A 13,537-nucleotide genomic window follows, 5' to 3' on the forward strand; every position below is an offset into this window, starting at 1 on the left:
TCGGGGCCGCCTCAACGGATCGTCCGCCGGAGCGCCCGCCCAGCCCGATCGCCCGGCGGTCCGGCGGTCCGGCGGACGGTCGTCCGGTCCTCGGGCCCGGCGTTCTTCCGGTCGTGCGGGCGCTCCGGCGGTCCCGTCAGCGGTCGGTGTGGATGACCGAGAACACCGCGCCCTCCGGATCCGCCACCGTGGCCACGCGTCCGTAGGTCGAGTCGTGGGCGGCCCGGAGGATGTGCCCGCCGAGCTCGGCGACCTGGGCAGTGGCGGCGTCGACATCCCTGACCTCGAAGTACGTCAGCCAGTGCGGGCCGCGATCGCGGGGCAGGCCGTGGCCGACGCCGTGGATGCCCGCGACCGCGCGGCCGTCCGACTGGAGGGTCACATAGTCGAAGTCGGCCGAGACGACGGGCTCCAGCTCGTGCCCGAAGACCCCCTGGTAGAACTTGACGACACTCTCGGTGTCGCGGGTCACCAGCTCGATCCAGACCGGCGTGCCGTGCACCCCGATGATCCCGGTGCCCAGATGGGCCGCCGCCTGCCAGATCCCGAAGACGGCGCCGGTCGGGTCCAGACCGATCGCCAGCCGTCCGGCGTCGCCCGCGTCGAGCGGACCCACACCCACGGTGCCACCGCAGTGCCGTACCGATTCGGCGGTCTGGTTCACGTCGTCCGAGGCGAAGTACGGTGTCCAGGCGATCGACAGATGCTGGTCGGGCGGCATCTGGCCGATGCCCGCCACCTCGTGACCGTCCAGCAGGGCCCGAGCGGAGGGGCCGAGCTGCCGCGGGAGTTGCTGCGGGCCGGGCTCGAACTCCCAGCCGAACAGTTCTCCGTAGAACTCCTGGGTCGTGTCCATCGCGTGCACCATCAGGCTCACCCAGCAGGGAACGCCGGGCGCGTGCCGCGTGTGCGTTGTGCCGTTCAGGCCGGCCGGCCCCCGTGCCTCGGTCATCGTCACTCTCTCCTCGGCCCCTCGCGGTGGCCGTTCACCGTCCGCCTAACCAACACGCGTGCCGCAGCCGCGCGCGTGCACGCCCCGTGTCGATGCTCGCACTACCCGTCACCCTGCGCGCCCTGACCGCACCGTCATGTCGCGGTCCACTGCCGGAGGATGCCCGATGTGCCGTTTCCCGTCCGTTTCCGCACCATTGCCGCAGGGTGTCCATCGGCTGTACAGCACGTGCCCGATCCCGTACGCCTCGTGATCGGACCTGTCCGGCCGAGCAGAGTAGCCGGAGCTGGACGCCGGGGCCACCCCGTGCGCGAGGATGGTGGCCATGAACGCCATCATCTCCGCCTCCGAACTCGCGAGCGATCTGGCGGGTCCGAACCCGCCGGTCGTGCTCGACATCCGCTGGCAGCTCTCCCTGGCCACGGCCGACGGGGCCGCGCCCTTCGACGGCCGGGCCGCCTACGAGGCGGGCCACATCCCCGGTGCGGTCTTCGTCGACCTGGACGCCGAATTGGCCGGAAAGGCGGGTGACGCCGGCCGTCATCCGTTGCCCGATCCCGAGGTCTTCGGCGCGGCGATGCGCGCCGCGGGCGTGTCCGACGACCGCGATGTCGTCGTGTACGACGGCGGGATCGGCTGGGCCGCGGCCCGCGCCTGGTGGCTGCTGGGCTGGACGGGTCACCCGTCGGTGCGTGTGCTGGACGGTGGCCTGTCCGCGTGGAGCGGGCCCTTGTCCACCGACGTCCCCCCGCCCGCCGCCGGTAGCTTCGTCCCGGTGCCGGGAGCCCGTTCGCTGCTCGACGCGGACGGCGCCGCCGCGCTCGCCCGTACGGGGCTGCTGCTCGACGCGAGGGCGGGTGAGCGCTACCGGGGCGAGGTGGAGCCGATCGACCCCGTGGGCGGTCACATCCCGGGCGCGGTGTCCGCGCCGACCACGGAGAACGTCACCGAGAGCGGGGAGTTCAGGCCCGCCGCCGAGCTGGCCGAACGTTTCAAGTCCTTGGGCGCGACCGGCACTTCGGAGGTCGGTGTCTACTGCGGCTCGGGCGTCTCCGCGGCTCATCAGGTGCTGGCGCTCGCCGTCGCGGGCATTCCGGCCGCGCTGTACGTGGGTTCGTGGTCGGAGTGGTCCCGGGACGGGAACCGTCCGGTCGCCGTGGGGCCCGACCCCCAGTGACGACGACGGGGCCCGCACCGATCCGGACGTTGATCCGGTGGGGGCCCCATCGCTCGTACGAGTGACCGGCCGAGTGGCCGCTGGTCGCGTTCCGGCCGCATCCGGACTTCCGTCCCGCTGCTTCAAGCCGGCTACTTCCCTCAGTCCTGCTTCTTGCGCCGGGTGCCGAAGACGATCTCGTCCCAGCTCGGTACCGCCGCTCTGCGGCCGGGGCGGACGCCGTCGGCCTCGGCCTGGCGGTCGGTCGCGCCGACCAGGCGGTCGCGGTGGCTGCCCACCGAGCGGGGCATCAGGACGTCCGCGTAGGCGGAACCGGCGCCGGCCGAGGCGGCGGGAGCCGGGGGCTCCTCCGTCTCGGGTTCCGTCTCGGGCTCCTCCGTGGGCGGGAGTTCCGTGGTGGAGGGCCGCTCGGGCACCACCATGTCGCCCCGGAAGCTGGGCACCGCCTCCAGGAGGCTGGTGAGCGAGTCGCGGTCGCCCGCGCCCTCCTCGACCGGCTCGGACGGCGGCAGGCTCGGCCGCTCCATCTGCCGGTCCAGGGCGCGGTCGAGGGGCCGGTCCCGGGGCAGTCGCGCGATGCGCGGTACGAACGGGAAGCTCGGCTCGGGCGCGGCGAGATCGTCGGACTCGCCGATCAGCGAACGCGCTTCGTCGTCGACGGCCTGGACGAGCCGCCGGGGCGGGTCGTACGTCCAGCTCGCGGAGTGCGGCTCGCCCGCGACCAGGTAGACCAGCAGGACTTCCCAGGTGCCGTCGTCGCGACGCCACGAGTCCCACTGGACGGTGTCCTTCTCGGCGCCCCGGATCAGCAGCCGCTCCTGGACCGCCTCGCCGAGCTGGGGTCCGGCGTTCTCGCCGGGGCGGCGGACGGGAGTCTTCCGGGCGCGCTCCGCCATGAAAGCGCGCTCGGCGAGCACGGGGCCCTCGAAGCGGCGCACACGGTCGACGGGGATCCCGGCGAGCTGGGCGACCTCCTCCGCGGAGGCACCGGCTCGTATACGCGCCTGGATGTCACGGGGGCGGAGATGGCTCTCCACCTCGATCTCGATCTGGCCGAGGCGGGGACGGTCGCCGCGGACGGCGGCGCGCAGACGCTCATCGATCGGAAGCGTGTACTCCGTGCTGTCCGCAGCCTTCAGCACCAGCCGTGTGCCGTCGTTAGAGACGGCCACGACACGCAGTTCCGGCATGGGGACCTCCCGGGTGGTGCCTGCCGACGTCACGTGCGTCGCTGCTTCCGCTAGTCGAGTGTGGCCTGCCCGGGTGCAGCCTGCCACAACCTTGCCGAGTTGCCCGGCGTGTCGGGCACGGGCCCGAGCTCGCCGTTATGGCACGGTTACCTATTCGCAACGCTAAGTGACGAACTCCATCACCCTGTGCAACGAGCCCCCTCCCGGCGGTCCTGACAGGCCCCGGACACCCTGGCGGGAGTCCGGACCCAGGGCTCGCAACAGTACTCCATTCGGGCCATGTGCGTGGATCGGCACGCCGCCCAACTTCTAGCGGGGGGTGGTAGTTGGCCGCCCGATGCGCGGTTTTCGTGGCCATGAAACGTGGCGTACTTCACGTAACCGGCGCAAACGGAACTAAAGGCTTCCTTCAGCCGTCCTTTCTCGTGCAGTAGGTCGACCAAGTACGGGAAAGGCAGGCAAGGTCCGGGTATGCGTGGAATGCCGGGTGCGGGGGAAGATCCGAATGCCGCGGCGGAGGCCGGGAGGAAGCGGCTGGAGCTGAGCCTCCCGCAAGTGGCGGGCAGCGCGGTGGCCGCCGTGGTGGCCGCGAAACTCGCCTCCTACTTCGGCGTCTACGGGACGATCCTGGGCGCGGGCCTGGTCAGTGTCGTCGCCACCTGCGGCGGCACCGTCTTCCAGCACTTCTTCAAGCGCACCGGCGAGCAGATACGCGACGTGAGCGTCCAGGCGAAGCCGACGCGGCCGGGGGTCCGGCCCGCGCCGGCGCCGGCGGAGTCCACCGCGTCCGCGCCGGGGGAGTTCGGCGAGGGGACCGTCTACCGCGCCCGGGTCAGGAGCTGGAAGCGGCCGCTGGTCGCCGCGGCGCTCGTCTTCGGCGTCACCATGGCGGGCGTCACCACGTACGAACTGGCCTCCGGGCGGAGCTTCAGCGGGGACGGGAGCACGACCGTCGGTGACGCCCTCAAGGGGAGCGGCTCCGGCAGCGGTTCGTCCGGTACGGGCCCGGACTCCGCACCGGAGTCCGGCACTCCCAGCACTCCGGGCACTTCCGGCACGACACCCTCCACCGGCTCCTCCCGGCCGCCCTCGGACCCCGGTTCGGGCGACGGCTCCGGCACGACGGGCGGCGGGAACGGGGTGACGACCCCCACGCCGACGCCGAGTTCCAGCGCCGGCCCGCAGACGCCCGACGGGACACCGACGCCGAGCGCGTCTACGAGCCCAGCACCCGACGCAGGTAGTCATTCCCGAAGCGCCGATCCGGGTCCAGCCGATCCCGCAACGCCGTGAACTCACCGAAGCGCGGATACACCCCGGAGAAGTACTCCGCGTCCCGCGTGTGCACCTTGCCCCAGTGCGGGCGGCCCTCGTGCGCCGTGAAGATCCGCTCGGCCGCCGTGAAGTACGCCTGATAGGGCGTACCCCGGAACATGTGCACGGCGATGTAGGCGCTCTCCCGGCCGGACGCGGTGGACAGCGTGATGTCGTCCGCGGGGGCGGTGCGCACCTCGACGGGGAAGCTCACCCGCAGGGGGGAACGGTCCACCATCGCCTTCAGCTCGCGCAGCGTGTCGACGAGCGCCTCGCGCGCGACCGCGTACTCCATCTCCACGAAGCGCACCCGGCGCGGGGAGGTGAAGACCTTGTAGGGGATGTCGGTGTACGTCCGCGCGGAGAGCGCGCGGCTGGAGATCTTGGCGATCGCCGGGATGGCGGCGGGCGCGGCGCGGCCGAGCAGATTGGCCACCTGGAAGACGCCGTTGGAGAGGAACTCGTCCTCGATCCAGCCGCCGAGCCGCCCGACGGGCCGCTCGGGGCCGGCGCTGCGGTTGTTGCGCTTGGTGTTGCAGTTGCCGGTGTGGGGGAACCAGTAGAACTCGAAGTGCTCGTTCTCGGTGAACAGTTCGTCGAAGTCGGCGGTGACCCGGTCGAAGGTCATCGGCTCCTCGCGGGCCGTGAGCAGGAAGAGGGGCTCCACGGAGAGGGTGATCGCCGTGACGACCCCCAGGGCGCCTATGCCGACCCGGGCGGCCGCGAAGACCTCCGGGTTCTCCTTCTCGGAGCAGGTCAGGACCGAGCCGTCCGCGGTGACCAGCGCAAGGCCCTTGATCTGGGCGGCGATCGAGGCCGAGTCGCGCCCCGTGCCGTGGGTTCCGGTGCTGGTCGCGCCCGACACCGTCTGCTCCATGATGTCGCCCATGTTGGTGAGCGACAGCCCCTCACGCGCGAGCGCCAGGTTCAGGCGCTTGAGCGGGGTGCCCGCCTCGACGGTGACGGTGCCGGCCTCGCGGTCGAGGGCGCGGATGCCGGTCAGCAGCTGAGGGCGGATCAGCACGCCGTCGGTCGCGGCGGCGGCGGTGAAGGAGTGTCCGGTGCCGACGGCCTTCACCGTCAGGCCCTCGTCCGCGGCCGCGCGTACGGCGGCGGAGAGCTCTTCGACCGAGGCGGGGGTGACCTCCCGTACGGGACGGGCGGTGACGTTCCCCGCCCAGTTACGCCACGTGCCGCTCTTCCCGCTCACTGTGGTGCTCATGGGTCCCCTCCCGCTGCGGAACCGGCCTGTTCAGCCGGCGATACCCGAGGAAACCGACCGCGACCGCGACGGCCCCGGACACGGCCGGAACCCCGTACCCGGCCTTCGCGCCGGCGGCGTCGATCACCCAGCCGGCCACGGAGGAGCCGAGCGCGACCCCGACCGCGAGTCCGGTGCTCACCCAGGTCATGCCCTCGGTCAGTTTCGCGCGTGGTACGTGCTGTTCGATGAGGGACATCGTCGTGATCATCGTGGGAGCGATGGAAAGCCCCGCAACGAACAGCGCCACGGCCAGGAACGGCAAGTTTCCGACCAGTAGGAGGGGGATCATACTCACGGCCATCGCGCATATGCCCAGCAGCCACCGGGCTTCGGGCGACCCCTTGAAGGACAACAGCCCGAACACGGCCCCCGCCAGACAGGAGCCGGCCGCGTACAGGGCCAGGACGACGCTCGCGGCGCCCTTGTGCCCCTGCTCCTCGGCGAAGGCCACGGTGACCACGTCGACGGCCCCGAAGATCGCCCCGGTCGCGACGAAGGTGGCCACCAGGACCTGGAGTCCGGCCGAGCCCATCGCCGAACCGCTGGTGTGCTGCTCGCGCGGGTGCGGCACGGGTTCGGTGGCCCGCTGGGCCGTCAGCCAGAAGACGCCGGCTGCCAGGAAGCAGGCCGCGAGCAGCGGTCCGGCCTCGGGGAACCACACCGTGGACAGCCCGATCGAGAGGATCGGCCCGAAGATGAAGCAGACCTCGTCGACCACGGACTCGAAGGAGTACGCGGTGTGCAACTGCGGGGTGTCCCGGTAGAGGGCCGCCCAGCGCGCCCGGACCATCGCGCCCATGCTGGGCACGCAGCCGATCCCGGCCGAGCAGAGGAACAGCACCCAGTCGGGCCACTCGAAGTGCGCGGTGAGCAGCAGCCCGGCGGACGCGGCGAGCGCGAACAGGGTGACGGGGCGCAGCACCCGGCGCTGCCCGTACCGGTCCACCATCCGGGAGACCTGCGGACCCAGCGCCGCGGCCGCCAGCGCCATGGTCGCCGACAGCGCGCCCGCGAGCCCGTAGCGCCCGGTGAGCTGGGAGATCATCGTGACCACGCCGATGCCCATCATCGACAGCGGCATCCGCCCGAGGAAGCCCGCGGCGGAGAAGCCCTTGGAGCCGGGGGCGGCGAACAGGGCGCTGTACGGGCTGGGCACGGGGTGTCTCCGGTGGGCTCGGCCCGGCCACCCGGTCACCACGGGGCGTCCGGACTCCGGTAAGGCGTGAAGGTAGCCGATACAGCTTACGGGTTAGGTGACCCTAATGCACTCCTCGAACGCGTCCGGCCCGTGGCCGTTGTCCCGCCGTCGGTGGCGGATGGCAGGATCGGACCCATGCCAGATGCGCTCGACGCCCACCCCTACGACGCCCTGCTCCTGCTCTCGTTCGGCGGCCCCGAAGGCCCGGACGACGTGGTTCCGTTCCTGGAGAACGTGACGCGTGGGCGAGGCATCCCCAAGGAACGGCTCAAGGAAGTCGGCCGGCACTACTTCCTGTTCGGCGGGGTCAGCCCCATCAACGACCAGAACCGTGCCCTGCTCGACGCCCTCCGCAAGGACTTCGCGGAGCACGCCCTCGACCTCCCCGTGTACTGGGGCAACCGCAACTGGGCGCCGTACCTGACCGACACCCTGCGGGAGATGACCGCCGACGGCCGCCGCCGCGTCCTGGTCCTCGCCACCAGCGCCTACGCCTCGTACTCGGGCTGCCGTCAGTACCGCGAGAACCTCGCCGAGTCCCTGGCCGCGCTGGAGGCCGAGGGCCTGGAGCCGCCCCGGGTGGACAAGCTGCGGCACTACTTCAACCACCCGGGGTTCGTGCGCCCCATGGTCGACGGCGTCCTGAAGTCCCTCGCCGACCTGCCCGAGGACGTACGGGAAGGGGCGCACCTCGCCTTCACGACCCATTCGATCCCGGACGCGGCGGCCGACACCTCCGGCCCCGTCGAGGACCACGGCGACGGCGGTGCCTACGTAGCGCAGCACCTGGACGTGGCCCGGCTGATCGCCGACGCCGTGCGCGAGGAGACCGGGATCGAGCACCCCTGGCGGCTCGTCTACCAGTCCCGCTCCGGGGCCCCGCACATCCCCTGGCTGGAGCCCGACATCTGCGACCACCTGGAGGAGCTGCACGGCGCCGGGGTCCCGGCCGTCGTGATGGCCCCCATCGGGTTCGTCTCGGACCACATGGAGGTGCTGTACGACCTCGACACGGAGGCCACCGCCAAGGCGGCCGAGCTCGGGGTGCCGGTGCGCCGCTCGGCGACCGTCGGTGCCGACCCCCGGTTCGCCGCGGCGGTCCGCGACCTCGTCCTGGAACGCGCCGCGACCGAGAGCGGGCGGCGGCCGGCCCCCTGCGTGCTCGGCGCCCTCGGCCCGAGCCGGGACCTGTGCCCGGTGGGCTGCTGCCCGGCCCGCGCCCCCAAGCCCGCCGCCGCGGGCGCCGACAGCCCGTACGCCTAGGGGATGTCGTCCCGCCAGTCCAGACGACCAGACGCCATCTCCCGAGGAGCCCCGTGATCGAGCCCCTGCACACCGAACTGCTCCAGCTCGCGCACGACGCCGCCCGCCGTGCCGGCGAGCTGCTGCGCGACGGGCGCCCGGCCGACCTCACGGTCGCCGCCACCAAGTCCAGCCCGATCGACGTCGTCACCGAGATGGACATCGCCGCCGAGAAGCTGATCACCGACCTGATCTCCCAGCACCGCCCGCACGACGGCTTCCTCGGTGAGGAGGGCGCCGCCAGCGAGGGCACCAGCGGTATCCGCTGGGTGGTCGACCCGCTCGACGGCACGGTGAACTACCTCTACGGGCTGCCGACCTGGGCGGTGTCCATCGCGGCCGAGCAGGACGGCGAGACCGTCGTCGGGGTCGTCACGGCACCGATGCGCGGCGAGACCTACAGCGCCGTGCGCGGCCGGGGCGCCCGGGCCACCGGCGCCTGGGTCGGCGAACGCCGGCTGACCTGCCGGCCCTCGCCTCCGTTGGACGAGGCCCTGGTCTCGACCGGCTTCAACTACGTGAGCGAGGTCAAGGCCCACCAGGCCGACGTCGCCCAGCGGCTGATCCCGCTGCTGCGCGACATCCGGCGTTCCGGCTCCGCGGCGGTCGACCTGTGCGACGTCGCGGCCGGCCGCCTCGACGGCTACTACGAGCGCGGCCTCCATCCCTGGGACCTCGCGGCGGGCGACCTGATCGCCCGTGAGGCGGGCGCCCTGACCGGCGGACGCCCCGGAGAGCGGCCCGCGCGCGAACTGGCGGTGGCGGCCTCACCCGGCGTCTTCGAGCCCCTCCAGCGGCTCCTGGAGGAGTTCGGCGCCTGGCACGACTGACGGCCTCCGGGCGGGACGGGCGCCGTCCCCGCGACGGCCGACGAAGCGGGGCCCCGGTGCTGGATCGACACCGGGGCCCCGCTCGTGCGCGAACTGCCACGCACTGATCAGACGCGCGTCGCGCCGACCTCCACACCGTGCTCGGCGGCGAGGCGACGCAGGTCCTCGAGCTCGGCCTGCTCGACCTCCGCGAGGAAGTCGTCGCCGGTCTCGCGAGCCCGCGTCAGGTCGGACTCGGTCGCCTTTATGCGCTGCAGAAGTCCTGCGGTGAATGCGTCCATGCTGCGCCCCCTCGTCCTGGGTCGTGGGTCGATGGCACGGGGGTGTGCCGTTGGGAAGGGGCGATCACGTCTCCAGATGGGTGCCCAGCGCTGCCCGGGCTGGGCGGCGACGGTGCCGGACACCCACGCCCGCTCTGCGGAAGCGGTTGGACGTACCACAAGGTGGCTTGCCACATGCAGAGCGTGATCGCGGGGTGTAAATCCGTCCTCCCCCCGCTCTCTTCCGTGGAAACCTCAACCCGAAGAGAAAATCCCGCATTCCCGGGGCCCCGAACCCCCGCGACGGACGCCCTCCCACCCGTCTTACAGCCGGTTTACGGCCGAAAAAGGCAGGATGGAGGTCTTACCCGAGACGGACCCCCCACCCGCGCGCGCCGAGAAGGCGCTGCGCGGGTGGACAGAGGAAGGACAAGCGACGTGCGCGTACTCGTCGTCGAGGACGAGCAGCTGCTCGCCGATGCGGTGGCCACCGGACTGCGCCGGGAGGCCATGGCCGTCGACGTCGTGTACGACGGCGCGGCCGCCCTGGAGCGCGTCGGCGTCAACGACTACGACGTGGTCGTCCTCGACCGCGACCTCCCGCTCGTGCACGGGGACGACGTCTGCCGCAGGATCGTCGAGCTGGGGATGCCCACCCGCGTCCTGATGCTGACCGCCTCCGGCGACGTCAGCGACCGTGTCGAGGGCCTGGAGATCGGCGCCGACGACTACCTCCCCAAGCCGTTCGCCTTCAGTGAGCTGACGGCACGCGTGCGTGCCCTCGGCCGCCGTACGAGTGTGCCGCTGCCGCCCGTCCTGGAGCGCGCCGGGCTCAAGCTCGACCCCAACCGCCGCGAGGTCTTCCGCGACGGCAAGGAGGTCCAGCTCGCGCCCAAGGAGTTCGCCGTCCTGGAGGTGCTGCTGCGCAGCGAGGGCGCCGTCGTCTCCGCCGAGCAGCTCCTGGAGAAGGCCTGGGACGAGAACACCGACCCCTTCACCAACGTCGTGCGCGTGACCGTGATGACCCTGCGCCGCAAACTCGGCGAGCCCGCGGTGATCGTCACCGTGCCCGGCTCCGGGTACCGGATCTGACCGGCGGTGGCCACGACCCCCGCGCCGTCGACGGCGCCTCCGAAGCCCACCTGGGACCCCCGGCGGGCGGAGCCTCCGTTCCCCTGGCTGCGCCCGACCATCCGCATACGGCTCACCCTGCTCTACGGCGGCATGTTCCTGATCGCCGGCATCATGCTGTTGTCGATCATCTACCTGCTCGCCGCCCAGGCACTGAACGTGGGCAGCGAGCTTCCGTTCAGGATCATCTCGGGCCAGGTCGGAAGCAGCATCTGCAACTTCCCGTCCGCGCCGTCGCAGAACGAGCTCAACGCCGCGATGAACGCCTGCGCCAACCAGCAGCGCCAGCACGCTCTGGACGACCTGCTCAGCCGTTCCCTGCTCGCGCTGCTCGGCCTCGCGATCATCGCCTTCGCCTTCGGCTACGCGATGGCGGGCCGGGTGCTCTCGCCGCTCGGACGGATCACCCGTACCGCCCGCGCGGTGGCGGGTTCGGACCTGTCCCGGCGGATCGAGCTGGACGGCCCGGACGACGAGCTGAAGGAGCTGGCGGACACCTTCGACGACATGCTGGAGCGGCTCCAGCGCGCCTTCACCGCCCAGCAGCGGTTCGTCGGCAACGCCTCGCACGAACTGCGCACCCCGCTCGCGATCAACCGCACGCTCCTGGAGGTCCATCTCGCCGACCCGGGCGCGCCGGTCGAACTGCAGCAGCTCGGCAAGACCCTGCTCGCCACGAACGAGCGCAGTGAGCAGCTCGTCGAGGGCCTGCTGCTGCTCGCCCGCAGCGACAACCAGATCGTGGAGCGCAAGCCCGTCGACCTGGCCGAGGTCGCCTCGCAGGCCGTGGACCAGGTGCACGCCGAGGCCGAGGCCAAGGGCGTGCGGATCCGCGGGGAGCGTGCCGCGGCGGTCGTCCAGGGCAACGGCGTCCTGCTGGAGCGGATCGCGCTGAACCTCGTCCAGAACGCGGTGCGCTACAACGTGCCGGAGGGCGGGTGGGTCGAGGTCACGACCCTGGTCCAGCACGGTCACGCGGTCCTGCTGGTCTCGAACACGGGACCGGTGGTTCCCGCGTACGAGATCGACAATCTTTTCGAGCCTTTCCGGCGGCTGCGCACGGAACGCACGGGCAGCGACAAGGGCGTGGGCCTCGGCCTGTCGATCGCCCGGTCGGTGGCCCGTGCCCACGGGGGTCACATCGCCGCGGAGCCGCGCGAGGGAGGAGGTCTCGTGATGCGAGTCACCCTTCCGATCTGAGAGCATGACCCCCACACGCGAGGATGTTCGCTTTGCGCGGAATTTTCTGGTCGCCCACCTGGGAGGCCCGTGTGTGATCGATCACAAGGCCGATATTCCGGCCATCTACTCTCCGTGGTCGCGCAAGCTGCCGGAAAGCCGGGAAAATCCGGGTTTTCGGGGGTCTTGATCACGGGAAGTACACGGTGGGACGCCTTTGAAGTGCGACCTTCAGACCGTGTACGGTCCGCATCGCCATCCAAGCCGATCACTCTTGAGGAGACCGGTTGGGTGTCGATTGAGTAACAGACCTTGATGTGAGGCAAAATCTCCGCCTCAGGTCGGGCACAAGTCCGGCCTCTCACGCGTTACGTGCGCTGGAGACACCGCAGACACCCAGAGGGGGAGAGCGACATGGCAACGGATTACGACACCCCACGCAAGACCGACGACGACGTCGACTCGGACAGCCTTGAAGAACTGAAGGCTCGCCGTAACGACAAGTCCACGTCGTCCGTCGACGTAGACGAGTTCGAGGCCGCAGAAGGCCTGGAACTGCCCGGGGCCGACCTCTCGAACGAGGAGCTGGCCGTCCGGGTACTGCCCAAGCAGCAGGACGAGTTCACTTGCATGAGCTGTTTCCTGGTGCACCACCGCAGTCAGCTGGCCCGCGAGAAGAACGGTCAGCCGATCTGCCGCGACTGCGACTGAGGCAGGGTCGGCCGTGACTGGCTCGACCCCACCTTGGAAGCGCCGCCTCCCCCACGGGGAAGCGGACGAAGGGCCGTCACAGGGCCCTGAAGGCGTGCGTGACGACGAGCGGGGCTCTTCCCGACCAGGATCAGCCTCGCTCGACCCGGCGCCCGCCACAGCGCCGACAGGCGCCTCCGCGGGGGCCGGTGACCCGTCTCCGGCCGGCACCCCCGCACCGGGTGAGGACCCGGAGCCGACGGACGCCCCCGCGCCCGCCGCCGGCGGCCGTGCGGCGGCCGTTCGCGACGGGGTCAGAAAGGGCGTCCGCAAGAGCGGCAGCGCGGCCAGGGCGGGCCTGGCCCATCTCGCCGACCGGATCATCGACATCGCGCCCCGTGTCCCGGTACGTGACCTCGCGACCCTCCGCCGGCAGTTCCCCGGTCTCAGTGTCGAGGAGCTCGCGGACAAGCTCGTCGCGGGCGCGGCCAACGCGACCTCCACGGTGGGCGCCGGCATCGGCGCGGCCGCCATGCTGCCGGTACCGCCCGCCATGCCCACGGAACTCGCCGCCGAGATCACCGGCGTCGCGGCGATCGAGCTGAAGCTGATCGCCGAGCTCCACGAGGTCTACGGCCTGCGGCCACCGGGCACCCTCCCGCAGCGCAGCACCGCCTACCTGAACTCGTGGTCCTCCGAGCGCGGGATCGACGTGACCAAGCCGTCGACCCTCAACGCCGCGCTGGGCGGCCAGATGAAGCGCGAGCTGCGCCAGCAGATCATGAAACGCACGGTCCGCGACCTGCCGAACCTGATGCCGTTCATGGTGGGCGCCGCGGTCGGGGCGGTCATGAACCGCCGGGACACCAAGCGCCTGGCGGCGCGCATCCGCAAGGACCTCCGCAGAAACCAGGTGCCCTGGGACGAGCTGCCCGCACTGCCGCCCCTGGAGAAACCGGCCGATCCACTGCGGATGGGGGAGATCCCCAAGGAGCTGGGGTCCTGACCGGGCCCGGCGGCGTCCGCGCCCCGGCGCCGCCCGGTCCGGAC

At 71.6% G+C, this 13,537-nt stretch carries 13 protein-coding genes; 8 read left to right on the top strand and 5 right to left on the bottom strand.

What is annotated here, in order from left to right; all coding sequences use genetic code 11:
• Positions 1-136: 136 nt before the first annotated feature.
• The gene (locus ACFV2J_RS09990; protein ID WP_385084021.1) at positions 137-952 is read right to left on the bottom strand and encodes a VOC family protein; all 816 of its coding nucleotides are present in this window, start codon (positions 950-952) and stop codon (positions 137-139) included.
• A gap of 325 nt (positions 953-1,277) precedes the next feature.
• Here ACFV2J_RS09990 and ACFV2J_RS09995 point away from each other — a divergent pair, with 325 nt between their 5' ends.
• Entirely contained in the window at positions 1,278-2,129 is an 852-nt protein-coding gene (locus ACFV2J_RS09995) for a sulfurtransferase (RefSeq protein WP_385084022.1), read from the top strand.
• A 140-nt stretch (positions 2,130-2,269) separates the two neighbouring features.
• Here the strand turns inward: ACFV2J_RS09995 and sepH are convergent, their stop codons facing one another.
• Complete coding sequence (gene sepH / locus ACFV2J_RS10000) at positions 2,270-3,319, bottom strand: septation protein SepH (protein ID WP_385084023.1); 1,050 nt, start codon at positions 3,317-3,319, stop codon at positions 2,270-2,272.
• 471 nt (positions 3,320-3,790) lie between these two features.
• Between sepH and ACFV2J_RS10005 the strand changes: the two genes are divergently transcribed.
• Entirely contained in the window at positions 3,791-4,612 is an 822-nt protein-coding gene (locus ACFV2J_RS10005; protein ID WP_385084024.1) for a hypothetical protein, read from the top strand.
• Here the strand turns inward: ACFV2J_RS10005 and ACFV2J_RS10010 are convergent.
• Complete coding sequence (locus ACFV2J_RS10010; RefSeq protein ID WP_385084025.1) at positions 4,536-5,855, bottom strand: D-arabinono-1,4-lactone oxidase; 1,320 nt, start codon at positions 5,853-5,855, stop codon at positions 4,536-4,538. The two genes, ACFV2J_RS10005 and ACFV2J_RS10010, sit on opposite strands and share 77 nt — an antisense overlap.
• Positions 5,815-7,053, bottom strand: a complete 1,239-nt coding sequence (locus tag ACFV2J_RS10015; protein WP_385084026.1) for an MFS transporter — start codon at positions 7,051-7,053, stop codon at positions 5,815-5,817. Before ACFV2J_RS10015 ends, ACFV2J_RS10010 begins: the two co-directional genes overlap by 41 nt.
• Before the next feature lie 177 nt (positions 7,054-7,230).
• On the opposite strand from ACFV2J_RS10015, the gene ACFV2J_RS10020 reads away from it, so the two are divergent.
• Together ACFV2J_RS10020 and ACFV2J_RS10025 are read left to right on the top strand one after the other, a co-directional pair.
• The gene (locus ACFV2J_RS10020) at positions 7,231-8,358 is read left to right on the top strand and encodes a ferrochelatase (RefSeq protein WP_385084027.1); all 1,128 of its coding nucleotides are present in this window, start codon (positions 7,231-7,233) and stop codon (positions 8,356-8,358) included.
• Between the two features lie 53 nt (positions 8,359-8,411).
• Positions 8,412-9,227 (top strand): inositol monophosphatase family protein, encoded by an 816-nt coding sequence (locus ACFV2J_RS10025; RefSeq protein ID WP_385084028.1) that lies wholly within the window; start codon positions 8,412-8,414, stop codon positions 9,225-9,227.
• Between the two features lie 107 nt (positions 9,228-9,334).
• On the opposite strand, the gene ACFV2J_RS10030 is transcribed toward ACFV2J_RS10025, so the two are convergent.
• The gene (locus tag ACFV2J_RS10030) at positions 9,335-9,508 is read right to left on the bottom strand and encodes a hypothetical protein (protein WP_168530603.1); all 174 of its coding nucleotides are present in this window, start codon (positions 9,506-9,508) and stop codon (positions 9,335-9,337) included.
• 417 nt (positions 9,509-9,925) lie between these two features.
• Between ACFV2J_RS10030 and ACFV2J_RS10035 the strand changes: the two genes are divergently transcribed.
• The 4 genes from ACFV2J_RS10035 (at position 9,926) to ACFV2J_RS10050 (ending at position 13,493) form a co-directional block, all read left to right on the top strand.
• A complete protein-coding gene (locus tag ACFV2J_RS10035; RefSeq protein ID WP_385096277.1) occupies positions 9,926-10,579 on the top strand; it encodes a response regulator transcription factor in 654 nt (217 codons plus the stop codon).
• Positions 10,580-10,585: 6 nt separating this feature from the next.
• A complete protein-coding gene (locus ACFV2J_RS10040) occupies positions 10,586-11,818 on the top strand; it encodes a sensor histidine kinase (RefSeq protein ID WP_385096274.1) in 1,233 nt (410 codons plus the stop codon).
• Positions 11,819-12,211: 393 nt separating this feature from the next.
• On the top strand, positions 12,212-12,508 hold the full coding sequence (locus ACFV2J_RS10045; protein WP_003997302.1) for a DUF4193 domain-containing protein: 297 nt from the start codon (positions 12,212-12,214) through the stop codon (positions 12,506-12,508).
• Positions 12,509-12,521: 13 nt separating this feature from the next.
• The gene (locus ACFV2J_RS10050; RefSeq protein WP_385096272.1) at positions 12,522-13,493 is read left to right on the top strand and encodes a hypothetical protein; all 972 of its coding nucleotides are present in this window, start codon (positions 12,522-12,524) and stop codon (positions 13,491-13,493) included.
• Positions 13,494-13,537: the final 44 nt, after the last annotated feature.

This window comes from Streptomyces sp. NPDC059668, from assembly GCF_042734135.1.
In the GTDB taxonomy this organism is placed as follows: Bacteria; Actinomycetota; Actinomycetes; order Streptomycetales; family Streptomycetaceae; genus Streptomyces.

Bases quoted from the DNA above. Each gene is read 5' to 3' on its own strand.
- ACFV2J_RS10010 (WP_385084025.1), bottom strand. From the start codon at position 5,855: ATGAGCACCACAGTGAGCGGGAAGAGCGGCACGTGGCGTAACTGGGCG.
- ACFV2J_RS09995 (WP_385084022.1), top strand. From the start codon at position 1,278: ATGAACGCCATCATCTCCGCCTCCGAACTCGCGAGCGATCTGGCGGGT.
- ACFV2J_RS10030 (WP_168530603.1), bottom strand. From the start codon at position 9,508: ATGGACGCATTCACCGCAGGACTTCTGCAGCGCATAAAGGCGACCGAG.
- sepH (WP_385084023.1), bottom strand. From the start codon at position 3,319: ATGCCGGAACTGCGTGTCGTGGCCGTCTCTAACGACGGCACACGGCTG.
- ACFV2J_RS10020 (WP_385084027.1), top strand. From the start codon at position 7,231: ATGCCAGATGCGCTCGACGCCCACCCCTACGACGCCCTGCTCCTGCTC.
- ACFV2J_RS10045 (WP_003997302.1), top strand. From the start codon at position 12,212: ATGGCAACGGATTACGACACCCCACGCAAGACCGACGACGACGTCGAC.
- ACFV2J_RS10005 (WP_385084024.1), top strand. From the start codon at position 3,791: ATGCGTGGAATGCCGGGTGCGGGGGAAGATCCGAATGCCGCGGCGGAG.
- ACFV2J_RS09990 (WP_385084021.1), bottom strand. From the start codon at position 952: ATGACCGAGGCACGGGGGCCGGCCGGCCTGAACGGCACAACGCACACG.